The following is a 25854-nucleotide window of genomic DNA, read 5'->3' on the forward strand; positions in this document are numbered from 1 at the left end:
GTTACAGCGTCAGAACCGAATCTCAGCCAACTCTGATTCTTGGCGAGCCATTTCGGGCCGGGGCCGCGCATGTAGTGCAGCTCGGGTCGGTAGCTGTCGCGCACGTCCATAGTCAGGTTGCGAACGACACTGGCGAAGTCGGAGACAAACTCAGCCGTCCTACGAGCAAAACCCGAAAATGCGGTTGCACCCATTGTTATCATCGATAAACCTCTCCTATTCCTGATGCCGCTCAACACATCAGCCGCTATGCCGAAGCGTAGCCTCCGAGAGATGGGCCAAGCCATTGCACAGAGGTTGATCCTCATCGGATCTTTGGCTGAGAGGACCACACCAAGGTTTAGGCCCTGCCCACGAGGGCCTTGCGACTGATGGGAAGGTCGCACCTCCTTCATGGCGCATTATCGCTTTCAGACGCTGCCTCAAATTTGCGAGGTGCGGTAGTGGCAGGCGACAAGCCGAGTGAAATGGAAACCGGAGGGGCAGTGATGGAGACCACACCGAATGCGCGGTCCGCCCAGAGATGCAGCCAGTAACGCATGACCCGAATGAGCCTCGTCGGGTACCGGCGGAGCGAGAGCCTTTCATGGCTTCCGGATACTCGTTCTTTTTCAATCCGTCTGAAGGTTTACTTGATGGGCTTGGTCAGAGGGGCGTCATTGGTGTCGAGGACGAAGACAGCGAGCAGCTTTGCCGGCTCGGTCTTGCTCGCGTTTCGGCTGATCGAATGGGTAGCGCCCGGCGGTTCGGACCAGCTCTCGCCTGCCCGATAGACGCGCGTCTCTCCGTCGTTCACCTTCGACTTGATGGCGCCGGAAACCACATAGGCGTAGATGAAAGCCGAATTCGCGTGAGTGTGGGGTGCGGAGGCCGCGCCGGGCGCGTAAACGACTTCCACGGCGATTAGCGACTTGCCAGCGATATTGGGAATGGTCGCCTCGAAGTTCTTCGTGACGGTTTCGGCGTCACTGTCATGGGCGAGCATGGGGCTGGCCATCGAGAAGGTGAGGGCGGCGCAGGTGGCGGAGATGACGGTTCGGATCTTCATGGACTTTCTCCTTCTGCCTATAGGTTGGTCTTCGTTCTTCATTGCTTCCTCCCGCCTCGCCGGCTTGCTGATTGCGGACACCGAACGGGTCAGTCTGGTGGGATGAAGTCGATGTGGGGCCCCGGCTCGATAATGAACACCGCGAGCGTGGCGAGAACGCACGCGACCGCGGCGACAGCCATCGCTATGTGAAATCCCGAGAACAGCGCAGAACCGCCCTGCTGCAGGACGCCGCCGAGCAGGGCGATGGCGAAGAGGGACCCGGCGCGTGAGACCGCGCTGTTGACACCGGATGCGGTCCCGGCGCGATCGGACTCGACGGAGGTGAGGACGAGGGTCGTCAACGGTGCGATTGCCAGGCTCATGCCCAGCGACAGCAACAGGATTGGCGGGAAGATGTCCGCCCAATAGGTCGCGTTCGAACCGACACGTAGCGTCAGGGCGCATCCCAAGGCGACGACGGCGCCGCCGGCGAACAATGGCAAGCGCCGGCCGAACCCGCGGCAGAGTATGCCGGCGAGTGGCGAGACGACCGTAATCAGCACTTGCAGGGGAATGAAGGCCAGCCCCGCCATCAGCGTCGGCAGGTGTGCGCCCCGGATCATCACGAACGGGATCAAGGTTAGCATGACCGTGAGCGCTCCGTAGAGGAGCGCGGTGAACAGGTTCGCGCCGACGACCGACCGCGAGGTGATGAGGGACGGGGGCAGCATGGCGTTCTCGCCCAATCGCTGTTCGGTCACGATGAGGCAGGCTAAGCCGCCCAGACCGATGATCAGGGTGACGAGCACCCAAAGGGTCAGACCGGAACCGTTGGTGAGGCTGGTCAGGCCCGCGCCCAGCCCGCCGAGGCCGGCTGTCGAAGAGATCGCCCCGCCGACGTCGACCCGGGCGTGGCTGGTCGGGGAGTCCGTGGGTATCCACACAATGCCGGCGGCCAGCGCGCCGGCGACCACGGGCAGGAGCATTAGAAAGGTCATCCGCCACGACCCGTGATCCAGGATCGCGCCGGCGATTGCGGGCGCGACTGCGCTGGCGACAGCCGCGGCGGCGGACCAGATGCCGACCGCGCGGGCTTTCTTCTCTGAGGGAAAGGCCCGCCCGAGCACGGAAAGGCCGTTGGGCAGGATCAAGGCTTCGCCCAAGCCTTGCAGGAACCGGCTGGCGATGAGCAGGGCGAAACTCGGCGCGAAACCAATCGCGGTCGCGCCGAGGCCATAGAGAGCAATCCCCGCGAGGAAGATCCGCTTCTGTCCAAACCGGTCACCCAGAGCGCCGGCGACCAAGGTCAGGGCCGCGAGCGGCAGGAGTTCGGCGTTCATCACCCACTGCAGGTCGAGCGGCGACAGGCGCATGTCTCGGCCAATCGCCGCGAGCGCGACCGTGACGACGGCGCCGCTGACGAACACGAGGCAGCTGCCCAGGCTCGACGCGGCGAGCACCTTTGTGCTGCCCTGCGCGCCGACGGCCTTAGGCTCAGAGAGCGCCAGGCTGCGGTCGGTCAGGATTAGAGACGCGCTGCTCACGACCTAATCTCTCAGGTCAGGTCGCGCGATTCGCGGCGCGCGCGCTCATTGGCCAGCAGCCAGAAGCCGCGCCGCCGTGTCCGTTCGCGGAACACTCCTCGCAACATCAATTTGACCTCAAGCAGCCTCTCGCTAAGCCACCGTCACTTCCGGCCCGCGCGGCGCCGCCGGACGCGCGACACCACGGTTGAGGCACGCCTGCACGTCAAGAAAGCGGTCGAAGCCGACGAGCTCTTTGCCGCCTTCAACCCGCCGTGCGCGTGTCCAATCCCGAACGCATCGCGACTGGCTTCTCAGGCGCGTTGAAAACCGACGTCGTGAGTAGGACAGCGGCAGCGAGGACCCAGTAGTACCAGGCGTCGAGTCCGAAGAATTTGAAGGCAAACGGGGCGACGACAAACACCACCCCGACCGCGCGATCGACCCAAAGGTGCAGCCAGTAGGGAATGATGCGGACGAGCCCGGTGGGATGGTCGGTCAGGGCGGCCAAGAGTAGCGCCGCGACACCGACAACAACCGAAAGCCACATTGCGACCGGTCCGCTCTGGCCGAGCTTCAGCGCGAACGGCGCTGCGATCAAAACGATCGCGACGGGATAATCGATCAGGTAGGCGTGGATGGACTTGGTGATGAAGCGGAACGACATCGGCGATACTCCCATGTGCTTGGTTGTTCGAGCGGATCCTTGCGACGCGGAGGACCAGCCACCCACGAGGACGATCACGCCGTCCTTTGCTGGCGAGCACTCCGTACGACCGCCACGGGTCAGCCCGGCTGGACGCACAGAAAGGCTATGCCGATACGCCGACCATTAGAAATGCCCGGTCGTTATTGTTTCTATTCCGCTCGCCCGGCGCGGCGCGCCGTCGATCGCGCCGCGCGCAGTTGACGCACGACCCGCGCAGGCCATCGCGATCACGCCGGGTTATCGACTACATGCCCTATCTTCATGACGTTTGCGCGCCGTCGCCGAATACTGTGTTGCGGTGTGAAGCAGGAGGACTGGCGATGGCCACGACGGTTGCAGGCCCTGCTGGAAGTAACAACGACTGGAGGTCTGCAGAGACTGCTGCCGGGCGCAACGTCGGCCTCTCCCTTTGGAGGGGCGTTCGAGGAAGGTGCCCGCGCTGCGGGCGCGGTCGTCTGTTTTGCGCATTTCTCAAGGTCGACGACCACTGCTCTATCTGCAGCCTCGATTTCATCGGACACCGGGCCGACGACCTGCCGGCCTACCTGGTGATCGTCATCGTCGGACACGTCTTGGTTCCGATAATACTCTGGATCGAGGTGGACTATGCGCCGTCGCTAGCGTTTCAGCTTGGCGTCTACCTTCCGATTACGGCCTTGGCCTCGATAGCTCTCTTGCAGCCGGTCAAGGGCGCCGTCGTGGCGCTGCAATGGTCACTCAGGATGCACGGCTTCGACGAGCATCCGTCCGACGAATTCCAGACTTGAGGGGGAAGGTGCCTCAACAGAATTGGCAGCCGCTACTCTCGCGCAGCGGCGTTTGGCCGGTCGGAGGAATCCTGACATGACGACTGAGAAGGCGGTGTTGGCCGGCGGATGCTTCTGGGGCATGCAGGATATGTTCCGCCGACTGCGAGGCGTGGTCTCGACGCGAGTCGGCTATACTGGCGGCGATCTCCCCAATCCGAGCTACTGCAACCACCAGGGGCACGCCGAGGCAATCGAGATCGTCTTCGATCCCACGGTCGTAACCTACCGGGCCATCCTTGAATGCTTCTTCCAGGTCCACGACCCGACAACGTACGAGCAGCAGGGGAGTGACTTTGGGCCGAGCTACCGTTCCGCCATCTTCTACACGGACGAGCAGCAGAAGGACACGGCGCTCGCGACGATTGACGAAATCGAAGCCTCTGGTTTGTGGCCCGGTCCCTTGGTGACTGAAATCAACCCCGAGGAACTGTTCTGGCAGGCGGAGCCCGAGCATCAGGACTATCTGCAACGACACCCGGGCGGCTACAGCTGCCACTTCTTCCGACCGAACTGGCGACTGCCGTCAGCTAAAGCATTCCAGAAGTCGCGAACCGACGGAAACTGACCTGCAACTAGCGGCGATGCTGAGTCAGGGTGAGGCTCGTTGCTAGGGCTGATGGCGTCGCGAACACGTCGGCTCCGCGGTGCCGGCGCATAATAGCGGTAGCGGCCTCGAACTGTTCTGCACTGGCGGGGTGGACGATCACCACGATGCCGCCGTTGAGTATCTGGCTCTCGGTCCACTCATGCACCTGGGCTTCGTGTCGCTGCCCGAACAAGGCCGCGAGCCCGCCCACACCACCCCCGGCAGCCAACCCAGCTAGCATAGCCGGCGCGGCCGCTCCGCCCGTTGTTGCCAAGACGGCACCGGCGCCGGCGAACGACGCGACAGTGGCCGCGAGCGAGGTCGCAAGCGTGCGAACCTGCTGGCGGTCATCGCTCAAGCCGATCTCGATGCGAGGCAGCTGCTTGATGTCGCAGCCAACAGCGCCCGCACAAGACGCTGCGATCTCTTCCTGCGCGAGGAAGCTTATGCGAGCGCGGTCGATCCCCGCGGCTCCCAACTCTCTTACAGCAGCCTCGAATTCAACTTCACTTTGCAGCGCGCCAATGACCTCTCGCAAATCGCTCACAATGTCATCCCCTGAGCTTGCTTTCCTGTCTTGAGGGCCTCGGCCCGTGCCGCGCACCGCGCCCGGCTCTCACGAGTAGTCACCGCCGCTTTGCTGAGTGATGTTGCCGAGGTAGGCACGCTTCCCGATCTTCGCTCCGAGGTGACGGAGGATCGCGTGCGCAATCGAGATGTGGAAGAAGAAGTCGGGCAGCACCAGGTGGCGGATGTAGTCTTCGCCGCCAAACCACCCGCGCACTATAGGCGGCGTCAGCTCGTATGTGTGGGACTGGGCGCCAGAAATCTCGTCCGGCTGCACGCTTTGCAGGAATCCGCGAGTCTCAAGGAGCCGCCCTTTCAACGCCGGATACATCATCGGGGTGTTACTGGGTGCTGGCGGATCGTGCTGCATCAACTTTGCCATGTGCGCCTCGACCTTGTTGCAGCTTACGGAGAACTGTTCTCCGAAAGTGAGCATGTCGAGCGCGAGCCGTTCAGCAAGGATCCTCCCAGGCTCAAATCCCTTGGTCCGCTCGAGCGCTTGGGCGTGATCAAGATAGTCGTCCATCACGTTCAAGCCATGCAGCATGACAGGGACTGTGATGTCATATACCGAGAAGGACATGCCGACCTCCATGCGCTCGTTTGTAATCTGAACGTCGGACGGACCCGAAAGGTCGCGGACCGAAGCAAATCGTCACAATAAGCTCTTCAATCTTCTGGCTCGCCGCACCAACTCGCCAGACACGACACTGGCCTCCGCGAAACCGCTGCAAGAGGAGAACGCCTGCGTATGCGGCCGCCTAGCGACGCAGGACGGGATATCCATTCACGTAAATCCAGTCGGTGTCCTTGGCGGGCACGTGGCATCCTTGGCAATCGGTGTGGTAGTCGGTCGAGGTAGTCTTGAGCGGCTTGTCCGAGTCGAACCACGACCATCCCCACCCGTCGCCCCACAGCGGATTGCCGGGATGCGTTCCCTTGCTGTCTTTCACCATGACGAACCAGCCCTTAAGCTTGTCGGCGTGGCTTACTGTGCCGGTGGTCATCTCGTTCGTCGAGGTCGCGAAGACCTCTTTCACCAGAACGGCGCCGTCCGGGAAATGCCCCGTCTTCCGGTAGGCGTCGATCGCCCCCGGGGATGCGTAGACGGCGTGCATTTCCTTCGAACCTTGACCGCTGTCGGCGGCAATCGCCCAGCTCCCGAGCGCTTGGTAGAGGGTTCGGTAGTCGGCCGGCACGCGAAGGTGTCCGGCAGCGTCCACCACGTTCGCAGTAGGGCCTGCCGGTGCCGCGCCGCTATACTGAGCGAGCGCCGCCACGGTGCCGGCGGCCAGCGAGATGGCGACAGCCAAGCCGACTTTCCTCGATAATTTCACGGGGGTCTCCTTTGCTGCCTGCGCGCGGCACGGCGACTCGGCGCAATGCCTTCAATCGATGTCGAGGCGGTCGCGTGTTCGGCCAGCCCAGTGGGCTTCAGAATCGGACGGAGACGGCGAAATTGGAAATTCCGTTTGGACATGCATTCGATAAGCGTGGGTATCGTCGTCCAAAAGCGCTGCGGGGCGTCGGCGGCCGGCCATCTGCGATCAGCCGTCGAGGAGTGCGCCGTACTCGGGAATTCCCGCGCGTCTTAGGCAGAACGGCGTATGCGACCGCGATAATCACGTTCGCTAGTCACGAAGCCAATGCACCGATCCTGACGCCGCACATTCCCGCGATGATCGCGGCCGCGACGATGGCGCTCATCGCGACACAGACACCCCAAAGGCGATCGGCATTACGTTGGTCGACACCGTGCGTGATCAGCACCACTCTCAGCCCTGAAGCAAGGTGGCTCAGGACAAAGAAGGCGCCGAGCGCGTAGTGAGGCAGCAGACGGATATTCCATGCGTCATGAATGAGCCCAGTCGGGGCTCCGATCGCGAAATTCCAATCTGTCGGTATGCCGAGGAAGCTTCGGGCGTAGACGAAGACCGAGTTCATGTGGCCGAGAATGTACACTGAGAGATAGGCTCCCGAAGCGACCTGGTAGGTCCGCTGGAAGTCATGCGTTGCGGCGCTCCAGCGCCACGCCAGAAAGAGGCCGGTACCGATCTGGAAAAGCATGGCCGCCACCAACAACGGTTCACCTACGGCAGAGCGATAAACCACGCGTCCGATTTTCATGACGGCCGCATGCGCATCCGGCCCTATAAGGCCGAACAGATGATTGGTGAGATGAAACACCACATATAGGGACAGGACCACAGCCGTTACCCCGTGGACCACGCGCCAGGTCCCGACTGCAGGCACAGCTGCAGCGACCGGATCTCGGGCAGACTGCGACCAGATCGCAATTGCGAGCCAAATTGCGCACCAGACGACCTCGTCGGGAATGGGACTCTTGATCAAGGTCTGGACAACGCCGAGAAAGACATAGAGCGTTGGCGATACCACGCTGGCATAGGCGAGGCGTCTTGAACCGGGATTGGACGTCGGACGACAAGCCAGAGCGATCCCAAGAAACGGCACGATAAACGCAACGACCAGGATGGAGGTCGCGCTGGCGATTGCGAGCGGTGGCAGGCTTACGGCCTGCGTGTCGACGATGGCATGAAAAGCATTGAGCAGAAATGGATAACAAATCGCCGCCGCTGCGGGAACCAGAGCCACGTAATCAACGTGCTTCTCAAGAAAACTTCTGCGGTTCTGAGGGCGAACGAGTGCTTCCATCATAGACACCTATAAAGCCACAACAAAGAAACCGGTGTGCGAGACGACTTCCAAGGCAGGTTTGAAAAGTTGCCTTCGCGTATCACGCTGCGCGGCAAGCGGCAATAACAAGCGTCTATCGACTCCATGGCGAGAGGTGATTTCCCTTGCCGGCATTGCAAAGTCATTTTCCAAAAGTTGGTCCAACTAATCTCAGCATCCGGCGCAGCGATCTTGCTGCGCCAGCTCCTGTTGTTGATTGAACGATACAAATATCGCGAAACAGAAAGAAATTGATGTCCCAGGAACAATACGACGTCGTCATTGTTGGTGCGGGCGCGGCCGGCTGCGTCGTTGCGAGTTATCTCGCCGTACACACCGATGCTTCGATCGCGCTGATCGAAGCGGGCGACACGGATCGCGATCCGTTCATCCACATTCCTGCCGGCTTCGCCAAAATACTGGCCCACGACCGGCATGTCTGGAAATATGAGACGGTTCCCCAGCACGGCACCAAGCGAGCATATCGCTCGGGCAAGGTGCTCGGCGGCGGCTCCTCGATCAACGCGATGGCCTACGTCCGGGGTCAGATGCGCGACTACGCCGCGTGGCAGGACGCGGTCGGCGACACTGGCAAGTGGTCGTATGAAGACCTGCTTCCCGTCTTCGTGGCGCAGGAAGACAACGACACCTTCCACGACGAATATCACGGCATCAATGGTGGTCTGGCGGTTCAGTTGCCCAAGGGCATCAACGAGCTGAATCAATACTGCCTCAAGGCCTTCCAGGAATATGGGATCCCCTATAATCCCGACTATAACGGCAAGAGCCAGATCGGCGTCTCGCCGGTGCAATCGACAGTCGGGAACCAGCGGCGGTGCAGCGCGGTCGACGCTTATCTGCGTCCACACCTCGCCTCGGGCCGCGTTACTCTTCTCACCGGCAAGATGGTCCTTCGCATTCTCGTCGAGAACAAGCGGGCTGTCGGCGTCGAGCTCGTGGACAACGGTCTGCGGAGGATCATGGCCGGCGAGGTTGTGCTGTCGGCCGGCACGGTCCATAGCCCAACGATCCTCATGCACTCGGGCATCGGGCCAGCCGAGCAACTTCGCCAGCACGGTATCGCGGTGATCATCGATTCTCCGGAGGTCGGCGAAAATCTCCACGACCACGCGATCGTGCCAGTCCGTGCCTATGTGAAGGGCGATCTCGGCTATCAGGCTGCCGCGCAGGGCCTCGGCAGCGTGAAGGCGGGCCTGCGCTATTTCGTCACCAAGGATGGCCCGGCGTCGGGCAACGGCATCGAGACGGTTTCTCACTGGAATCCGTCCGACTTCACCGCCGAACCCACGATCCAATGCTATCACGTGCCAATCATCGCGGCCGATGGAATCAGCCCGACGGGCGACCGCTCGGGCATCACCTTCGAACTCGTGGTGCTTCAGCCCAAGAGCCGTGGCTGGGTGCGGCTGGCCGACAGCGACCCCACGTCGATGCCGCTCATCAACCCGAACTTCGTCGGCGAGGAAGAAGACTTGAGGGCCGCGGTGGAATCGGTGCGCGCGATCCGCAAGGTAATGGCGCAGGAGTCGCTGGCGCTGGTGATCACGGAAGAGATCGAGCCCGGCCCGCGCATCCAGTCGGATGCCGAGATCGGCGAATGGGTGAAGCGTGCCGTCACGACGATGTTTCATCCGGTGGGCACGTGCCGGATGGGCCAGGATGCGCGAGCGGTGGTTGACGCAAGGCTCAGGGTCCGCGGGGCCGAGGGCCTCCGGGTGATTGACGCCTCTATCATGCCAAACATCACTAGCGGCAACACGAACGCCCCGACCCAGGCGCTCGCGCGCCACGCCGCGGCAATGCTGGTCGAGGATATGAACCGGTCTTGGGAAGCTCCGGCGCAAGCTGGCGACGGCGCTGGCAGTTTCCCAGCCCGTCGATCTCTCCTTCAATTGCAACATTCTAGGTCCTCGGGGATGCGAAAGTGAGTGCGACTGACAAAACGGAGTACCCGGCTCCGGCGCCCCGGCTCGATCGCGGTTCGTTTCGCCGCTTTGCACGATGCGGCGGCGCTCCGATCGGTCTGCTGTTCGCGCTCGCGCTTGCTGGCTGCCACGAGAGGGCGCAATCGCAGGCGGCCGCGCCTCCGCCGCCGCGGGTGATGGTGGCACAACCGGTCAAACGGACCGTCACAGACTGGGACGAGTTCACCGGCCGCTTCGAGGCGATCCAGGAGGTTCAGGTCCGTGCCCGCGTCGGCGGCTTCGTCAATAGTGTAGAGTTCAAGGATGGTGCGACCGTCCGCGCTGGCGATCTGCTTTATATCATCGATCCGCGCCCGTTCGAGGCGGTTAAGCTGCAAGCCGAAGGGCAACTCGCCGACGCGCGCGCCAAAGGGGAGCTTGCCAAGCGCGATCTCGAGCGCGGCCTGACCCTCGTGCAGACCAGCGCGGTCTCCGAACAAGTCGTCGATCAGCGCCGCCAGCAGCTGCAGGCGGCGCGTGCCGCCGAGACCCAGGCCGACGGCGCGTTGAAGGCCGCACAGCTCAATGTCGAATTCACGCATGTGGTGGCGCCGATCACCGGCCGCGTCAGCCGCCATCTGGTGACCGAGGGCAATCTCGTGCAGGGCAGCGAGGGCAGCGCGACGCTATTGACCTCGATCGTATCGCTCGATCCGATCTACATCTATTTCGACCTGGACGAGGCGACCTATCTGAAGAACAACAAGCTGTGGTTCGAGGGCAGGCGGCCGAGCTCGCGCGACACGGCCAACCCCGTGCAGGTGACGCTCACCGGCGAGACCAAACCCTCGCATGAAGGAAAGATGGATTTCCTCGACAACCGGCTGGACGCGTCGACCGGCACGCTGCGCAACCGCGCGATCATCCCCAACCACGATCTGTCCATTCTGCCCGGACAATTCGGTCGCGTGCGGCTGATCGGCTCCTCGCCCTATGAAGCGCTGCTGTTGCCGGATGCGGCTATCGCGACTGACCAGTCGCGCAAGATCGTATTCGTGGTGAAGGATGACGACACGGTGGAAGCGCGCGCGGTCGAGCTCGGACCGATCAACGAGGGCCTGCGCGTGATCCGCACGGGCCTCAAACCCGAAGACCGCGTCATCATCGACGGCATCCAGCGTGCCCGCGTCGGCGCCAAGGTTAACCCGCACATGATCGAAATTGGCGGGAGCAAGACATGAATCTCGGGCGTCTTTCCGTCAACCAGCCCATCCTGGCGATGGTGCTGTCGATCGTGCTCCTGATCGTGGGCGCGATCGCCTATCGGACGCTACCGGTCGCCGAATATCCGGAAGTGGTGCCGCCGACCGTGGTGATAACCGCGCAATATCCGGGCGCCTCCGCGCAGACCATCTCGGATACCGTGGCCGCTCCCATCGAGCAACAGATCAACGGCGTCGAGGATATGCTGTATATGTACAGCCAGGCGACCTCGAATGGCCAGCTCACCATCACCATCACCTTCAAGCTCGGAACTGACCTCGACAAGGCGCAGGTGCTGGTGCAGAACCGCGTCGCAATCGCCCAGCCGCAATTGCCGGAGGAAGTGCAGCGCAACGGCGTCGTCACCAAGAAGGACTCGCCCGACATCCTCATGGTCGTGTTCATGCTGTCGCCCGACGACTCGCTCGACCAGCTCTACATCTCCAACTATGCGTTGCTGCAGGTGCGCGACCAGTTGCTGCGGCTTGACGGCATCGGCGACATCCAGATCTTCGGCGCGCGCGATTATTCGATGCGGCTCTGGCTCGATCCCGACAAGATCGCCAATCTCGGCCTGACTTCGAACGACGTGGTTGCGGCGGTCCGCGCCCAGAACCTGCAGATCGCGGGCGGCCAGCTTGCGAGCCCACCGATTGCTGACCGCGCCTTCCAGCCAAACCTTACCTTCGTTGGCCGGCTGAAGGATCCATCCCAATTCGAGGACATCGTTGTCAAATCGGGCCAGGACGGCCGCATCGTTCGCCTGCGCGACGTGGCGCGGATCGACCTCGGCGCGCTCGACTATTCCACCAACAGCTTCCTGTTCCGCAAGTCAGCGGTGGCGTTGCGGGTGACACAGCGGCCAGGATCGAACGCGCTTGCGACCGCCAAGGGCATTAAGGACACGATGGAGAAGCTGAAGGTCGGCTTCCCCAAGGGGCTCGACTACAATATCGGCTACAACCCGACCGAGTTCATCCGGCAGTCCATCAGCGAGCTGATCAAGACGATCTATGAAGCGATGGCACTGGTTGTCGTCGTGGTGCTGGTGTTCCTGCAAGGCTGGCGTCCGGCGATCATCCCGATCGTGGCGATCCCGGTATCGCTGGTTGGTACCTTTGCGGCCATGGCAGCCCTCGGCTACGGCATCAACAATCTCACGCTGTTCGGCCTCGTGCTCGCGGTGGGCATCGTGGTCGACGACGCCATTGTCGTGGTCGAAAATGTTGAGCGGCATCTCGCGCGCGGCTTGAGCCGGCGCGAAGCCGCGCTGAAGACCATGGAGGAAGTCGGCGGCGCACTGGTCTCGATTGCGCTGGTGCTGTGCGCGGTGTTCGTGCCGACCGCGTTTCTCGGTGGCATTACCGGGCAGTTCTTCCAGCAGTTCGCGGTCACCATCGCGGTTGCGACAGCAATTTCCTGCTTCTGTTCGCTGACCCTGTCGCCGGCACTGGCTTCGCAGATCCTCCTTCCGCACGAGGAGAAGCGGCCGTCGGCCGGCTGGAATCTGATCGCGCGCGGCTGGGAATGGTTCATCAGGCTGTTCAACCGCGGCTTCGACTGGCTGTCGCGTTATTATGCTGACGTTGCAGGCTTCGTGATCCGGCATCGCGTGGTGATGCTGCTCGTCTATGTGGTCCTGATCGGCAGCGCCGGCTGGCTGCTTGTCACCACGCCCCAGGGCTACATTCCGGCACAGGATCGCGGCTACGTGATCATATCCGCGCAACTGCCGGGCGCGGCCTCGCTGGCGCGGACCACTGAGATCGTTCGCAGGATCGAGAGCATCGCGCTCGATACGCCCGGAATTTCGCATATCGCGGTCTTTGCAGGTCTGTCGGGAGCGACCCGCACACAGGCAAGCAACTCGGCGGCGCTGTTTCCAGTGTTCGAAGAACCGGAGGTGCGCCGCAAGAAGGGGCTGAACGCGCAGGTGATAACGGCAAATCTGCGCAAGCGGCTATCGGCCATTGAAGGTGCGTTCATCATCGTGATCCCGCCACCGCCGATCCCCGGCATCGGCACCGGCGGCGGCTTCACCATGCGCATCCAGGACCGGCAAGGCCGTGGTCCGAAGCTGTTGGCGGCTGCGACTGACGAACTCGTCGCAGCGGCGCGCAAGTCGCCTCTGCTCCTCGCCCCCACTGTGTTCTCGCCGTTCTCCTCGAACACCCCGCAGGTCTTCGTCGACATCGATCAAGTCAAAGCGCAGAAGCTCGGCGTTCCCATCCAGAACATCACCGACACGATCCAGACCTATTTCGGCTCGACTTATGTCAACGACTTCAACTTATTCGGCCGTACCTATCATGTCACCGCGCAGGCCGATCTGCCGTTCCGGAAGGAGCGTCCTGATCTTGCGCGACTACGGACCCGCAACGCCAATGCCGACACGGTGATGCTCGGCAGCGTCGTAGAGTTCAAGGACGTCTCGGGCCCCGATCGCGTCGCCCGCTACAATCTCTATCCGACGGCCGAGCTACAAGGCGAAGGCTTGCCGGGGACGAGTTCGGCGACCGTGATCGCCGCTATGAAGAAGCTCGCCGAGGACAAATTGCCGAGTGGCTTTTCCTTCGAATGGACCGACCTGTCCTATCAGCAGGTTACCGGCGGCAACACCGGATTGTTCGTGTTCCCGATTTGCGTGCTGTTCGTCTATCTGGTTCTGGCCGCGCAATACGGGAGCTGGAGCTTGCCGTTTTCCGTCATCCTGATCGTGCCAATGTGCTTGCTAGCCGCCACTATCGGGGTCCGCATCATGGGCCAGGACGTCAACATTCTCACCCAGATCGGGTTCATTGTGCTGGTGGGATTGGCCGCCAAGAACGCGATCCTGATCGTCGAGTTCGCGCGGGACATTGAGCTTGAGGGTAAACCGCGGCTGGAGGCGGTGATCGAGGCCTGCCGGTTGCGACTGCGGCCGATCCTGATGACCTCGTTCGCCTTCATCCTCGGCGTGCTGCCGCTCGTGATCTCCACCGGCTCCGGATCGGAAATGCGCCAGGCGGTCGGCGTCGCCGTGTTTTTCGGTATGCTCGGCGTCACGCTGTTTGGGCTGATCTTCACGCCGATCTTTTACATGGTGGTGCGCAATCTCGCGGAAGGCAACAACGAGGGCAAGCCGACCCAGACGACAGCGGTCGCGGCGGAGTGAGTTGCGGTGACGCCGATGCGCGATGAAGCCGGAACAACTCATGCTGCCGTGTAAGGCAGGAGGACGGGCGATGGCCACGACGGTTGAAGGCAATGTTGGAAGTCACGACCATGACTGGACGTCAGCAGAAACTGCCGCCGGGCGCAAAGTTAGCCTCTCCCTTTGGAGGGGCATTCGAGGAAGGTGCGCGCGCTGCGGGCGGGGTCGCCTGTTTTGTGCGTTTCTCAAGGTCGATAACCACTGCTCTGTCTGCCACCTCGATTTCACCGGCCACCGGGCCGACGACCTGCCGGCATACTTGGTGATCGTCATCGTCGGACACGTCTTGGTTCCGGTAATTCTCTGGATCGAGGTGGACTATGCACCGTCGCTGACGTTTCAGCTTGGCGTCTACCTTCCGAGTACGGCCTTGGCCTCGATAGCTCTCCTGCAGCCGGTCAAGGGCGCCGTCGTGGCGCTGCAATGGGCGCTCAGGATGCACGGATTCGGCGTGCACCCGCCCGACGAACTCCAGGCTTGAGGCGGAAGGTGTCTCAGCAGAACGACTTCGGAGAAGCGGGCGCGAGCGCCAGCAATTTCATTCGCGGCATCATAGCGTCTGACGTCGAGACCGGCCGCACGCGTGTCGTGGTCACGCGCTTTCCACCCGAGCCGAACGGCTTCCTCCACCTGGGGCACGCGAAGTCGATCGTGCTGAATTACGAGCTTGCGAAGGAATTCGGTGGCCGCTGCAACTTGCGCCTCGACGATACGAACCCGGCAAAGGAGAGGGTGGAGTACATCGACGCGATCAAGCGCGACGTCCAGTGGCTCGGATTCGATTGGGCGCAGGGCCTCCACTTCGCCTCCGACTACTTCGAGCAGCTCTACGCTTGGGCCTGCCATCTCATTCGCATCGGCAAGGCCTACGTGGACGACCAGTCCGCACACGATATCAGAGAGGGCAGGGGGACATTGACGAGCCATGGCCGGAACAGCCCGTTTCGCGACCGCAGCGTGAAGGAAAATGCTGAGTTGTTCGCGCGGATGCGCGCCGGCGAGTTCAGGAACGGCGAGCGGGTTCTCCGCGCGAAAATCGACATGGCGTCAGCGAACGTCAACCTGCGCGACCCCGTCATCTACCGTATTCTCAACGCCAGCCATCCGCGCACCGGCACGGCCTGGCACATCTACCCGAGCTATGACTTCGCGCACGGCCAGTGCGACGCCATCGAAGGGGTGAGCCACTCGCTGTGCACCCTCGAGTTCGAGGATCACCGACCTCTTTACGACTGGTTCCTCGACAACCTCCCGATGCCATCGCGACCCCGACAGTATGAGTTCGCTCGCCTGGGTATTACGCATACCGTCCTCTCAAAACGCGTGCTGACGGAGCTAGTGCGCGACGGCCGCGTGGCGGGCCGGGATGACCCGAGAATGCCGACGCTTGCAGGCCTGCGCCGACGCGGCGTGCCTCCCGAGGCGGTGCGTCGGTTCATACGCGGCATCGGAGTTTCGAAGGCCAACAGCACGGTCGACGACGGTGTCCTGGACGCAGCGATCCGGGATGTCCTTAATGAGCGGGCTCCCCGACGACTGGCGGTGCTCAAGCCGCTCAAATTGACAATCGAGAACTACTATGCGGGCCGGATAGAGGAGTTTGATGCGCCAAACCACCCGGCGGACCCGGCCTTCGGGACGAGAGTCGTCCGGTTCTCCCGCGAGGTGTACATCGAGCAAGACGACTTCCACGAGGCGCCACCACACGGTTTCCGGCGCCTGGCGCCGGGCCGCGAGGTGAGGCTCCGCTACGCCTACCTCATCACTTGCCGTGATGTCGTGAAGGACGCGGCGGGCCGTGTGGTCGAGCTACGCTGCACCTACGACCCCGACAGCAGGGGGGGCGCCGGCGGGCGAAAAGTCGGGGCGACAATCCACTGGATCAGCGCCGTGGATGCGTTGCCAGCAGAGGTCAGGCTCTACGGCCGGCTCTTCTTGGCAGCGAGGCCGAGCCCGACGGACCTCGCAGCCGACCTCGACCCACATTCCATGCATACGCTACGCGGCTGCCTCGTCGAGCGCGCAACCGCCTCCGATCCCCATGGCGAGGCGTTGCAGTTTGAGCGCCAAGGCTATTTCAGCCACGATGATGATTCCCGCCCCGAACGGCTGGTCTTCAATCGAACCGCCTCGTTGCGCGAGAGCCCGAGAAAGCTACAGCACCCACGGAGCAACTCCTTGCTACGACCCTCGCAGAGCCATACCATCTGAGGCCAGTCCCTCGAGTGGTGCGTCTCGCGGAATCGTCCCAGTCGGGCCAGTCGGCTCCGGACAGTCATCGCGTGCGCGCTGCGACGGGCAGGGATGACGGATGATGGGCAAGGACTATGACGACGACTTCAGCGAATTCGTATCGATCGGCAGGCTGCGCAGGCGCTTGCCGGTGGCGGCGAAGATCGCATTTGTCACTGCAGCACTGACAATGGCTGTCGGAGCTTCACCAATTCCACCTGGAGCCTCTGCGCTCTTAATCAAGTGCGTCTCCACCACCGGCACCTCGTCGATACGCATCGGCAGATAGCTGTCGAAATTGCTCTGCTCGACGCGTCCATCCTTGAAAGTGATTGACCCATGGAGCGCAGCGGTCAGCCCGAAAAGCGTTCCACCCTCAACCTGTGCTTCGATCGTATCCGGATTGACGTACATGCCGCAATCAACCGCACAGACGATCCGCTTGACCTTGACAGAGCCATCGGCCGCCACTTCGACCTCAGCGACCTGCGACAGGTAGCTTCCGAATGCGAATTGTACCGAAATCCCGCGGCCATGCCGTGCGGGAAGTGGTGATCCCCACCTTGATTTTTCCGCGGCAAGGGACAGAACAGCAAGCGCTCGCGGATTGTGACCCAGCAATCCCTTGCGATAGGCGACAGGATCCTGCTTTGCGGCATGCGCGAGCTCATCCATGAAGCTTTCGACCACAAAAACATTGTGAGTTGGTCCGACGCCGCGCCAGAAAGCCGTCCGGACACCAGGGGGCTCGACCCGGACATAGTCGACGTGGATATTGGGCAGCGCATATGGCGGCTTGGCCGCCGCTTCTACGGCATCGAGATCCAATCCGTCCTTGAACCAATAGGGAATATAGCGAGCGGCGATTGAGGAGCCGGCGATCCGATGCGTCCAGGCAACCGGCTCGCCGACCGCATCAAGTCCGGCCGACAGTCGATCGAAGTAGTACGGCCGATACATATCGTGCTGGATGTCTTCCTCGCGGCTCCAGATCACCTTCACCGGGCCATCGACGTGCTTGGCGATCTTGACGGCCAGCACCGTGCCATCGGCCTCCAGCCTTCGGCCGAAGCCACCGCCAATCAGATGATTGTGAATTTTGATCGCATCCCTTGGCAGACCGCTGAGTTCGGCGACCAGAGACCGCGTGAGCGACATCGCCTGCGTCCCGACCCAAACGTCGCAACGATCCTTCTGCAGATGAACGGTGCAGTTCATCGGCTCCATCGCCGCATGGGCCAGGAAAGGCACCTGATAGACGGCTTCGAGCCGTTGCGCCGCTTGGGAAAGAGCCTTCCCTGCATCACCATCGTTACGGGCAACCGCACCCGGCTTCTTGGAGTTCTCCTCCAATTGCTTGACGATATCGGCGTTGCTAACCTTGCCGTTCGGCCCGTCGTCCCACGTGATGGCCGCCGCCGCGAGGCCCTTCTTCGCCGCACCCATGTGATCCGCCACGACGGCAACCGCTTCATCGATATTGACCACCTGCCGGACGCCCTTCACTGCCAGCGCAGCCCTCTCGTCCACCGTTTTCGCCTTGCCGCCGAGCACAGGCGAAATAGCAACCGCGGCGAACTTCATTCCCGGCAATAGCGTATCGATGCCGTAGAGCGCGCGCCCATCGACCTTTATCGATGAATCCACGCGCTTGGCACGCGTGCCGATCAGTGTGAAAGCCTTCGGATCCTTCAATTTGGCGTTTGCTGCAGGCGGCACAGGCAATTTCGCCGCAGCCTTCGCAAGTTCGCCGTAGCTCAGATGCTTCGATCCGGACGCATTGAACACGACGCCGTTCTTGGCATGGCAAGTCTTTGAATCGACGTTCCACTGCTTGGCAGCAGCCGCAATCAGCAGATCACGACCCATTGCCCCTGCCTGACGCAGGGGCGTCCAGAAGGCTCGTACAGAGGAGGAAGCACCTGTAGTTTGAATGTGCAGGAACGTGTTGGCGTAAAGCGCATCATTTGCCGGCGCATGCAGAACCTGAATCTGGTCAAGCCCCACTTCCAGTTCTTCGGCCAGAAGCATCGAGAGCGCGGTGTAAACCCCCTGACCCATCTCGGCCATCGGCATGACCAGGGCCACGGTGCCGGTTGGATTGATCCGTATAAATCCATTCGGGGCGAAAGTACCCATGACCTCGTTTTCAACCACCCGCGAAGCGGGCGCCGCGAACACGGAGTCCGTGCTTGCACCGGTCAGCGCAAAACCAAGCAGCAAACCTGTGCCCTGAAGAACGGCGCGCCGTGACACCGCTGTTTCATCGGCAATCTGCTGTCTCAGAATAAGCTCATCCATGAATCTCAGACTCCCGCCGCGTGTTTGATCGCAGCGCGGATGCGCTGATACGTGCCGCATCGGCACACATTGCCCGACATGGCGGCGTCGATGTCGTCATCCGTCGGCTTCGGCGTGTCCTTCAGCAGCGCCGCCGCCGACATGATCTGGCCGGACTGGCAGTAGCCGCATTGCACCACCTCCAGCTCCAGCCACGCCTTCTGCAAGGCCGCGCCCTGCGGCGCTTGGCCGATCGCCTCGATCGTGGTGATCGGACTATCGCCGACGCTGTCGACCGGGGTCTGGCAGGAGCGGACCGGCCGGCCGTCGAGATGCACGGTGCAGGCGCCGCAAAGCGCTTGGCCGCAACCGAACTTGGTTCCCGTCATGCCGAGCACGTCGCGCAACACCCACAAAAGCGGGGTGTCGCCGTCGACATCGACCTCATGAGGTGTGCCGTTGATCTTCAACGTGAAAGCCATGCGTGCCTCTTGGTGGCTGGGGCTGATAGGACACAGCCAGCCGACCTGGATTGCAATCGTCCGGCTGCACGGATCACTGGGCGCGCGTTGCTCATCGACGAACGCGGATGACCGTCTTCCCCGCGCGTCGCTCGGTCGCATTGAAGGTGGCGACGGCATCGTCGAGGCTCGAGACGGTGCCGATGTTCGTCCGCAGTCGTCCATCCCGCACCCGCTGGACGATCTCAGTTAGTTGGGCACGATCGGAGTCGACAACGAAGTCGACCGCCCGGCCGTCGGCGGGCCGCGCCTCGGCCGGTCCGACGACGGTCACCAGCGTTCCTCCGGCTCGAATCAGGCCCGCGGACCGCTTCTGGATGTCGCCGCCGATGACATCAAACACCAGATCGACTTTGCCGACGTCTTCCAGGGCGTCGTTCTCGAGGACGACGAACTCTTTCGCGCCGAAGTCGAGCGCCTTCTGACGGTCGGCGGTGCGTCCGGTGCCGATGACGTGGGCGCCGGCCTCTCGTGCGAGTTGCGTCACCATCGACCCGACTGCGCCGGCCGCGCCGTGCGCGAGCACGCTCTGCCCCGCCTGAAGACGGCCGTGCTCGAACAGTCCCTGCCACGCGGTTAGGCCTGAGATCGGCAGGCTCGCGCCCACCGTGAAGTCGACGTCGCCCGGCAGCGGCGCGAGTTTGCGTGCCTCGATGGCTACATACTCCGCCAGGGTGCCGTCGCGATACCAGTCGGCGAGGCCGAACACCCGCTGACCGACCGACAGTCCCGTCGTGCCGTAGCCGAGAGAGGTGACCACTCCGGCCAGCTCGTGGCCAGGGATCGACGGTGTTCGGTCACGGTCGCGGCGATCGGTCCAGGTCGGGAGCCACGTCAGCTCAGTCGGGACGAATCCCGACGCATGAATCTGAACGACGACGTCATTTATCGCTGCCTGCGGCTCGGGCCGCTCCGCCAGCTTCATCCCGGCCGTTCCCGCGGCCTGGTCCATCACAACGATCGCCTTCATGTGAATTGTCTCCTTGGTTATTTGTCTCTTTGGTCGAAATGTCGCAGTGACAGGCGCATGTCGCTCACGGACGAACGCGGATGATCGTCTTCCCGCTGATCCGCTTGGTCAGATTGAAAGCGGCGACGGCATCGTCGAGGGTCGCGATGTTGCCGATGTTCGTCCGCAGTCGCCCGTCACGCACTCGCTGGACGATCTCACTCAGTTGGGCGCGATCGGACACGAGAACAAAGTCGATCGTCAGGCCATTGGCCGGCCGCGCCTCGGTTGGCCCGGCGATGGTCACCAGTGTTCCTCCGGCTCGAATCAAGCCTGTGGACCGCTTCCCGATGTCGCCGCCGATGACATCGAACACCAGATCGACGCCGCCGACGTCTTCCAGCGCGTCGTTGTTGAGGTCGACGAACTCCTGCGCGCCGAAGTCGAGCGCCTTCTGACGGTCGGGGGCGCGTCCGGTGCCGATGACGTAAGCGCCGGCCTCTCGTGCGAGCTGCGTCACCATCGAACCGACTGCACCGGCCGCGCCGTGCACGAGGACGCTCTGCCCCGCCTGAAGACGGCCATGCTGGAACAGCCCTTGCCATGCGGTCAGGCCCGGCATCGCCACGCTCGCGCCCACTGTGAAGTCGACGTCGCCCGGCAGTGGCGCGAGGTTGCGTGCCTCGACGGCCACGTATTCCGCCAGGGTGCCGCCGCGATATGAGTCCGAGAGGCCGAATACCCGCTGTCCGACCGACAGCCCCGTCGTGCCGTAGCCGAGAGCGGTGACCACTCCGGCCAGCTCCTGCCCGGGGATCGACGGCGTTCGGTCACGGTCGAGGCGATCCGTCCAGGTCGAGGGCCATGTCAGCTCACCCGAGGTGAATCCCGATGCGTGAACCTCAACGACGACGTCGTTTATCGCTGCCTGCGGCTCGGGCCGCTCCGCCAGCTTCATCCCGGACGTTCCCGCAGCCTGGTCCGTTACCACGATCGCCTTCATCGTCTACCTCCCGATGTGTGGGATGCCGTCATTTTCAGAATTACCTTGCAGATGAGCGCAAATAGAACGGAGAAAGTCGATGGTCCAATGACCTTCGGGTATGGAATCGATGCCACCGGCTCGGCGCGCAGAAATCAACGGTGCGAAACAAGCATCTGCTTCTCACGCCATAGGGCCGGCCATCACAATGACGATCGGCCGCTCGTCACCTTTAACTTGGAAAAAATATCCAGGGCGGGAGACTCTCTTTGATTTCGCCTTCGATCCTCCGGAGCTGCATATGGTTTTTCATGCTCGGCCGCGGAGATAATCGTGGAATTTTGGTGTGGTGCTAAATCATCCTAGCCTTGTCGATACATACGAAAAGCCCAGACTCGTTCCCGGGAAACTTTCCCGGGTGCATCTGGCCTTTGGCGTTACGCTCGCATCACGCGACGCCTGCAGGCACCCTCGGAGAAACTCGGTGCGGTTCAGGTCGAGCCAGCCCGCGCAACGGCAGGAAAGTCCTTCTCGGGATCGAACACGTTATTGAAAAAGTTCGTCAGGGAGTACATAGCCACCAGCGCGACGATCTCTATGACGTTCGCATCCGTGTAGCCTGCATCGCGAACGGCTTTCAGATCGGCGTCACTGACTTTACCGCGGGTCTCGATGACTTTGCGCGCAAACTGTACGGCGGCATCCCGCTTCGGGTCGCTGGCATGGCCCTTCCGAGCGAGAATGATTTCATCGGCCGGCAGCTTGGCCATATGCTCGGCCGTAAAGCTGTGAACCGTCAGGCAATAGTTGCAGCCATTCACTTCCGAGACGGCGAGGCCGATGCTGTCACGCGTCTTCACGTCCAGCGCCTTGCTCAAGGAGCCGAGCAGGGCGGCCCACGCGTTGAACGCGATCGGGCTCTGCGCGAAGATCGCCATCATATTTGGGGTGAACCCGATGTTCTTGGTGATCGTATCGAGGGTCAGTTTCGAATCGGCCGGCACCTGTTCCGGCTTTAGAGCTGCACTTCTTTGCATCGTCTTCTTCCGCAAGTTTCGGGCTTTACTAATACTTATACGAGATCCAGCACGTCTGCGACCGGACGGCGCGGCTTCTGCGCCCAGTTTCCCGGACGCTCCGGCCCCACGGACAACAGCATGACCGGTACTTCGTCCTCGGCCAGTCCGAACTCGCGGTGCACCGCTTCGGCGTCGAAACCGATCATCGGCGTCGAACCCAGGCCCAGCGAGCGGGCCGCATAGATCATCGCCGCCGCGCCGAACGTGCCGGTGCGTACTGCCTCGTCGCGCTGGCGCTGCGGGTATTCCATGTACAGATTGCGTGCGGGGATTTCCCATTCAGGCACCATCGTTGCCGGCATGATGCCCGCTTCCACCAGCGGTGCCAGACGCTCTGGTACAACGCTGGAATCGGCCAACACGCCGCAGACGATGAAGGTAACGGCTGCTTCGGTGATCGCGGGCTGATCCCAAGCGAGCGGACGCAACCGAGCCTTGGCTTCAGGCGTGCGTACGGCGATGAAGCGCCAGTTCTGCAGGTGGAAGGACGTCGGCGCGGTGGTGCCGATTCTCACCAGCTCGCGGATTTGTTCGTCGCTCAAGGTGGCGGCAGGGTCGAAGTACTTGGTGGCGCTGCGGCTCAGGATGCATTCGATGACGCCGTTGGTCATGGTGATTCCGTCGGTCATGGCGATTCCTATGGGTGAAGGGATAGGTTGAGGTACGAGAGTGCTTTCGCTTTCTCTGTTGAAAATGCTGCGGCGATGGGTCCGTTCGACATCTAATGCCAGGAACCACGGGTAGTTTTCCGAAAACGAAGGCAGAACAGTGTGACCTCGCTTCCAGAACTGCTTGGTGTAGGGCGGCGGCTTGACCAGTCACATATCAGCGTCCACCACGTTCGCGGTCGGACCGGCTGGAGCGGCTTCGCTCATCTACGCGAGCGCCGCCTTGGTGGCCGCGACCAGGGAGACCGCAACAGCTGGGCCGACGGTCTTCGGTAATTTCATGGGGGTCTCCTTTGTTGCCCGCGCGCGGCGCGGTGGCCCGGTGCAATGGCTTCATGCGATGTCGAGGCGGCCGCGTGCTCGGCCGACCCAGTGGTCCTCAGGATCGGACGCAGCCGGCGAAATTAGAAATTCCGTTTGGTCATGCATTCGATAAGCGCGGGGTATCGTTCCTAAAAGCGCTGTGCGCGTGCGCCCCTTCGGTCTTTTCAGGGAACCGCATCGCGTATCGCCGCTGCTCTCGAAGCGCACAGGCAGCACGCCCAGAACGCATGGCGGTGAGGATTTCAGACACAGCATCACGCAATTCCGACGCCCGCACACATTGGTCGGCGGCATCGATGTTTAGCGTGCGAATGGATGGCGTCTTGCTGACGCCTCGCTCAATGAGCCGTTACTTCAACGTAGCAAGATAGGCAACGAGGTCCGTTCGGTCCGTCGGGTTCTTCAGCCCTGCGTAGGGCATCCTGTTTCCGGGAACCACTTGCTGTGGCGATTCCAGATACGCATCGAGGGTCTTCGTATCCCAGACAATGTCGGACTTCTTCATCGCGTTACTATAGCTGAAGCCGGGAACCGTACCCGCCTTCCTGCCAATGAGTCCCCCCAGGCCCGGCCCGGCGCGACTGGCATGATCTGTCGCATGGCAAGCTGCGCAAGCTTTGAAGATGGGTTTTCCGTGCTCGGCGTCCTGTGCGTAGCCGCGATTCGCGGTTGCTCCCGCAAGTACGAGCACCGCGATAAACGCGCCAATCTTTCCCGCGCTTTTCATAGGGAACGTCCTTTTTAGGTCGGGATCAGAGGTGGCGCGGCCGCGCGACATAATCGTTGAGGTCGTCGCCGAGTCGAAGCGCGAGAGCCCCTAGCGGGCCTGTCGGGTTGTAGCCTGCATTGAAGGGGTAGACGGATGCACCGACGACAAACAGGTTTTGCGCATTCCAGTGCTGCAGGTGAGGGGAGACGACGCTCGTCGCAGGATCGCTTCCCATAATCGTGCCACCAGCGACATGGGTGGTCTGATACACGCGACTATCGTACGGCCCCTTGCGGGGGGCTGTCGGCGGTGCGATGTCGGCACCGGTCGCTTTGGCGATCTCGTCGATCTTTTTCGACAGATATACCGACATCTTGCGCTCGTTCTCGCGAACGTCGAACGTCATGCGCAAGAGCGGTTGCCCATAGGCGTCGACATAGGTCGGGTCGAGGTCGACATAGTTCTCCCGATGCGGATACCAGCTGCCATGGGCAGTTATGCTGAAATTATGTGCGTACCAATCCGCGTTGGCTTTTTTCCACTCCGCGCCCCATTTCGGCGTGCCGGGCGGCACAGCCCGGCTCGTAATCGGCCGTCCGTTCGTCACGTTGGCGTAGATGTAGCCGCCTCCGAAGAAGCCAAGACTGCTGTGGTCGAAATGGTCCCCGTTGAACTCGTCGATCACGGTCTGTGACGCACCGGATGCCAGGAACGGGTTGATCCAGCGGTCCTTGAAGAAGACACGCGTGCCGAACATCGTCTGGTGGCAGAAATTCTTGCCGACCAGCCCGTGACCAGTCTTGGGATTGTAAGGCGTCCCGATCCCCGCCATCAGCAGAAACTTGATATTCGACATCGTGAAGGAAGAAAGTACGACGACGTCGGCCGGCTGTTCATACTCCTCGCCGGTTACGCGATCGATGTAGCGAACGCCTCTCACGCGTTTTGCCTTACGATCATAAAGAATATCGAGAACATGCGTTTCCAGACGCAATTCGAAGCTCTCGCGCTTTCTCAGCATCGGATAAAGCAGAACTTCGGGGCTCGCCTTGGCGTTGGCTTCGCAGATGAAGCGCTCGCAATGGCCGCAGAACTGGCACTGACCAAGCTGCATACCATCGGGATTGGTGTAGGCCTCCGGCGAATTTGCTGCCGGCAAGGGAAAAGGTTTGTAGCCTAGCTTCTTGGTTGCCTCGCTGAAGATCACGCCCGCTTCGGTGATAGGCAGAGGGTTTTGCGGAAACTCGCTCTGCCGTGGTCCCTCGAACGGATTTCCGCCTTCCTGCACCTTTCCACGCAGATTTCCTGCCTTGCCGGCAATGCCGAACAGCTTTTCGAACTGATCGTGATAGGACTCCATCTCTGCATAGGTGACGCCCCAATCCTGGATCGCCATTTCAGCTGGAATGGCCTTCTTTCCATACCGGTTCTCAAGGTGGGTGCGCAAAACAGGGTCAGACTCGCTCCAGCGCCAGGTCTGCCCGTTCCAGTGATTGGCCGCACCGCCCATTCCCTCGCCGGGCTTGAAGGCCTGGAGACGTCGTATCGGCAGAGCCGCTTCGCCATCATTATGGCGAAGCGTGTAGGTCTGGACGGACCAATCCTGAAAGAGATCACCATGCACGTCCCAGCGCAGTTCGTCGCGCTGCGATGGCAGGCTTGTTGCGGCAGTGTGGGTGCGGTCGATTCCACGTTCAAGGACGACGACATCGACGCCCTTGGCTGTTAGCTGGCGAGCAGCCAGCGCCGCCGTAAATCCGCCGCCAACGAAAACGACGGTGCGATGTTTCAAGCGTATAGCCATGATTTCT

The 25854-nt window shown here is 62.0% G+C and carries 22 protein-coding genes; 7 read left to right on the plus strand and 15 right to left on the minus strand.

What is annotated here, in order from left to right; genetic code table 11:
• Nucleotides 1-628: 628 nt before the first annotated feature.
• The 3 genes from ACVIHF_RS11505 to ACVIHF_RS11515 form a co-directional block, all read right to left on the minus strand.
• Complete coding sequence (locus ACVIHF_RS11505) at nucleotides 629-1048, minus strand: cupin domain-containing protein (protein WP_456792114.1); 420 nt, start codon at nucleotides 1046-1048, stop codon at nucleotides 629-631.
• Nucleotides 1049-1137: 89 nt separating this feature from the next.
• On the minus strand, nucleotides 1138-2574 hold the full coding sequence (locus ACVIHF_RS11510; RefSeq protein WP_456792115.1) for an MFS transporter: 1437 nt from the start codon (nucleotides 2572-2574) through the stop codon (nucleotides 1138-1140).
• 244 nt (nucleotides 2575-2818) lie between these two features.
• Nucleotides 2819-3220: an SPW repeat domain-containing protein gene (locus ACVIHF_RS11515; RefSeq protein WP_316396936.1), complete on the minus strand. Its 402-nt coding sequence runs from the start codon at nucleotides 3218-3220 to the stop codon at nucleotides 2819-2821.
• A gap of 362 nt (nucleotides 3221-3582) precedes the next feature.
• On the opposite strand from ACVIHF_RS11515, the gene ACVIHF_RS11520 reads away from it, so the two are divergent.
• Both ACVIHF_RS11520 and msrA read left to right on the plus strand, forming a co-directional pair.
• The gene (locus tag ACVIHF_RS11520) at nucleotides 3583-4029 is read left to right on the plus strand and encodes a DUF983 domain-containing protein (protein WP_456780821.1); all 447 of its coding nucleotides are present in this window, start codon (nucleotides 3583-3585) and stop codon (nucleotides 4027-4029) included.
• Nucleotides 4030-4105: 76 nt separating this feature from the next.
• Nucleotides 4106-4636: a peptide-methionine (S)-S-oxide reductase MsrA gene (msrA, locus tag ACVIHF_RS11525; protein ID WP_456780820.1), complete on the plus strand. Its 531-nt coding sequence runs from the start codon at nucleotides 4106-4108 to the stop codon at nucleotides 4634-4636.
• A gap of 7 nt (nucleotides 4637-4643) precedes the next feature.
• On the opposite strand, the gene ACVIHF_RS11530 is transcribed toward msrA, so the two are convergent.
• The 4 genes from ACVIHF_RS11530 to ACVIHF_RS11545 all read right to left on the minus strand — a co-directional run bounded on the left by ACVIHF_RS11530 (nucleotide 4644) and on the right by ACVIHF_RS11545 (nucleotide 7897).
• Nucleotides 4644-5204 carry a hypothetical protein gene (locus ACVIHF_RS11530; protein WP_456780819.1) on the minus strand — a complete coding sequence of 187 codons (561 nt, stop codon included), beginning with the start codon at nucleotides 5202-5204 and terminating at the stop codon, nucleotides 4644-4646.
• Between the two features lie 69 nt (nucleotides 5205-5273).
• Nucleotides 5274-5807, minus strand: a complete 534-nt coding sequence (locus tag ACVIHF_RS11535; protein ID WP_456792116.1) for a DUF1993 domain-containing protein — start codon at nucleotides 5805-5807, stop codon at nucleotides 5274-5276.
• Nucleotides 5808-5985: 178 nt separating this feature from the next.
• The gene (locus ACVIHF_RS11540; protein WP_456780817.1) at nucleotides 5986-6537 is read right to left on the minus strand and encodes a cytochrome P460 family protein; all 552 of its coding nucleotides are present in this window, start codon (nucleotides 6535-6537) and stop codon (nucleotides 5986-5988) included.
• A 322-nt stretch (nucleotides 6538-6859) separates the two neighbouring features.
• Nucleotides 6860-7897 carry a hypothetical protein gene (locus ACVIHF_RS11545; RefSeq protein ID WP_456780816.1) on the minus strand — a complete coding sequence of 346 codons (1038 nt, stop codon included), beginning with the start codon at nucleotides 7895-7897 and terminating at the stop codon, nucleotides 6860-6862.
• 275 nt (nucleotides 7898-8172) lie between these two features.
• Between ACVIHF_RS11545 and ACVIHF_RS11550 the strand changes: the two genes are divergently transcribed.
• From ACVIHF_RS11550 to ACVIHF_RS11570, 5 genes are all read left to right on the plus strand, one after another.
• Nucleotides 8173-9867, plus strand: a complete 1695-nt coding sequence (locus tag ACVIHF_RS11550) for a GMC family oxidoreductase (protein WP_456780815.1) — start codon at nucleotides 8173-8175, stop codon at nucleotides 9865-9867.
• Between the two features lie 89 nt (nucleotides 9868-9956).
• Nucleotides 9957-11084, plus strand: coding sequence for an efflux RND transporter periplasmic adaptor subunit (locus tag ACVIHF_RS11555; protein ID WP_456794083.1), 1128 nt, complete (start codon nucleotides 9957-9959; stop codon nucleotides 11082-11084).
• Nucleotides 11081-14260: an efflux RND transporter permease subunit gene (locus ACVIHF_RS11560; protein WP_456792117.1), complete on the plus strand. Its 3180-nt coding sequence runs from the start codon at nucleotides 11081-11083 to the stop codon at nucleotides 14258-14260. The genes ACVIHF_RS11555 and ACVIHF_RS11560 overlap by 4 nt, the downstream gene beginning before the upstream one ends.
• A 70-nt stretch (nucleotides 14261-14330) precedes the next feature.
• The gene (locus ACVIHF_RS11565) at nucleotides 14331-14780 is read left to right on the plus strand and encodes a DUF983 domain-containing protein (RefSeq protein ID WP_456780813.1); all 450 of its coding nucleotides are present in this window, start codon (nucleotides 14331-14333) and stop codon (nucleotides 14778-14780) included.
• A gap of 8 nt (nucleotides 14781-14788) precedes the next feature.
• Nucleotides 14789-16510 carry a glutamine--tRNA ligase/YqeY domain fusion protein gene (locus ACVIHF_RS11570; protein WP_456792118.1) on the plus strand — a complete coding sequence of 574 codons (1722 nt, stop codon included), beginning with the start codon at nucleotides 14789-14791 and terminating at the stop codon, nucleotides 16508-16510.
• Between the two features lie 114 nt (nucleotides 16511-16624).
• Here ACVIHF_RS11570 and ACVIHF_RS11575 read toward each other — a convergent pair whose 3' ends face one another.
• The 8 genes from ACVIHF_RS11575 to ACVIHF_RS11610 form a co-directional block, all read right to left on the minus strand.
• Nucleotides 16625-18832, minus strand: a complete 2208-nt coding sequence (locus ACVIHF_RS11575) for a molybdopterin cofactor-binding domain-containing protein (protein WP_456780811.1) — start codon at nucleotides 18830-18832, stop codon at nucleotides 16625-16627.
• 5 nt (nucleotides 18833-18837) lie between these two features.
• A complete protein-coding gene (locus ACVIHF_RS11580) occupies nucleotides 18838-19293 on the minus strand; it encodes a (2Fe-2S)-binding protein (protein WP_456780810.1) in 456 nt (151 codons plus the stop codon).
• Nucleotides 19294-19384: 91 nt separating this feature from the next.
• Entirely contained in the window at nucleotides 19385-20302 is a 918-nt protein-coding gene (locus tag ACVIHF_RS11585; protein WP_456780809.1) for an NADP-dependent oxidoreductase, read from the minus strand.
• 64 nt (nucleotides 20303-20366) lie between these two features.
• The gene (locus tag ACVIHF_RS11590) at nucleotides 20367-21284 is read right to left on the minus strand and encodes an NADP-dependent oxidoreductase (RefSeq protein WP_456780808.1); all 918 of its coding nucleotides are present in this window, start codon (nucleotides 21282-21284) and stop codon (nucleotides 20367-20369) included.
• Between the two features lie 470 nt (nucleotides 21285-21754).
• The gene (locus tag ACVIHF_RS11595; RefSeq protein WP_456780807.1) at nucleotides 21755-22300 is read right to left on the minus strand and encodes a carboxymuconolactone decarboxylase family protein; all 546 of its coding nucleotides are present in this window, start codon (nucleotides 22298-22300) and stop codon (nucleotides 21755-21757) included.
• A 35-nt stretch (nucleotides 22301-22335) separates the two neighbouring features.
• Nucleotides 22336-22971: a nitroreductase family protein gene (locus tag ACVIHF_RS11600; protein ID WP_456780806.1), complete on the minus strand. Its 636-nt coding sequence runs from the start codon at nucleotides 22969-22971 to the stop codon at nucleotides 22336-22338.
• A gap of 712 nt (nucleotides 22972-23683) precedes the next feature.
• Nucleotides 23684-24061 (minus strand): c-type cytochrome, encoded by a 378-nt coding sequence (locus ACVIHF_RS11605; RefSeq protein ID WP_456780805.1) that lies wholly within the window; start codon nucleotides 24059-24061, stop codon nucleotides 23684-23686.
• 25 nt (nucleotides 24062-24086) lie between these two features.
• The gene (locus ACVIHF_RS11610; protein WP_456792119.1) at nucleotides 24087-25847 is read right to left on the minus strand and encodes a GMC family oxidoreductase; all 1761 of its coding nucleotides are present in this window, start codon (nucleotides 25845-25847) and stop codon (nucleotides 24087-24089) included.
• Nucleotides 25848-25854 lie beyond the last annotated feature (7 nt).

The sequence above is a fragment of the Bradyrhizobium sp. USDA 4506 genome (assembly GCF_054058795.1).

Coding starts and splice junctions, on each gene's coding strand:
- ACVIHF_RS11505 (WP_456792114.1), bottom strand. CDS start 1,048: ATGAAGATCCGAACCGTCATCTCCGCCACCTGCGCCGCCCTCACCTTC.
- ACVIHF_RS11515 (WP_316396936.1), bottom strand. CDS start 3,220: ATGTCGTTCCGCTTCATCACCAAGTCCATCCACGCCTACCTGATCGAT.
- ACVIHF_RS11520 (WP_456780821.1), top strand. CDS start 3,583: ATGGCCACGACGGTTGCAGGCCCTGCTGGAAGTAACAACGACTGGAGG.
- msrA (WP_456780820.1), top strand. CDS start 4,106: ATGACGACTGAGAAGGCGGTGTTGGCCGGCGGATGCTTCTGGGGCATG.
- ACVIHF_RS11535 (WP_456792116.1), bottom strand. CDS start 5,807: ATGTCCTTCTCGGTATATGACATCACAGTCCCTGTCATGCTGCATGGC.
- ACVIHF_RS11545 (WP_456780816.1), bottom strand. CDS start 7,897: ATGGAAGCACTCGTTCGCCCTCAGAACCGCAGAAGTTTTCTTGAGAAG.
- ACVIHF_RS11550 (WP_456780815.1), top strand. CDS start 8,173: ATGTCCCAGGAACAATACGACGTCGTCATTGTTGGTGCGGGCGCGGCC.
- ACVIHF_RS11560 (WP_456792117.1), top strand. CDS start 11,081: ATGAATCTCGGGCGTCTTTCCGTCAACCAGCCCATCCTGGCGATGGTG.
- ACVIHF_RS11565 (WP_456780813.1), top strand. CDS start 14,331: ATGGCCACGACGGTTGAAGGCAATGTTGGAAGTCACGACCATGACTGG.
- ACVIHF_RS11575 (WP_456780811.1), bottom strand. CDS start 18,832: ATGGATGAGCTTATTCTGAGACAGCAGATTGCCGATGAAACAGCGGTG.
- ACVIHF_RS11580 (WP_456780810.1), bottom strand. CDS start 19,293: ATGGCTTTCACGTTGAAGATCAACGGCACACCTCATGAGGTCGATGTC.
- ACVIHF_RS11585 (WP_456780809.1), bottom strand. CDS start 20,302: ATGAAGGCGATCGTTGTGATGGACCAGGCCGCGGGAACGGCCGGGATG.
- ACVIHF_RS11590 (WP_456780808.1), bottom strand. CDS start 21,284: ATGAAGGCGATCGTGGTAACGGACCAGGCTGCGGGAACGTCCGGGATG.
- ACVIHF_RS11595 (WP_456780807.1), bottom strand. CDS start 22,300: ATGCAAAGAAGTGCAGCTCTAAAGCCGGAACAGGTGCCGGCCGATTCG.
- ACVIHF_RS11600 (WP_456780806.1), bottom strand. CDS start 22,971: ATGACCGACGGAATCACCATGACCAACGGCGTCATCGAATGCATCCTG.
- ACVIHF_RS11605 (WP_456780805.1), bottom strand. CDS start 24,061: ATGAAAAGCGCGGGAAAGATTGGCGCGTTTATCGCGGTGCTCGTACTT.
- ACVIHF_RS11610 (WP_456792119.1), bottom strand. CDS start 25,847: ATGGCTATACGCTTGAAACATCGCACCGTCGTTTTCGTTGGCGGCGGA.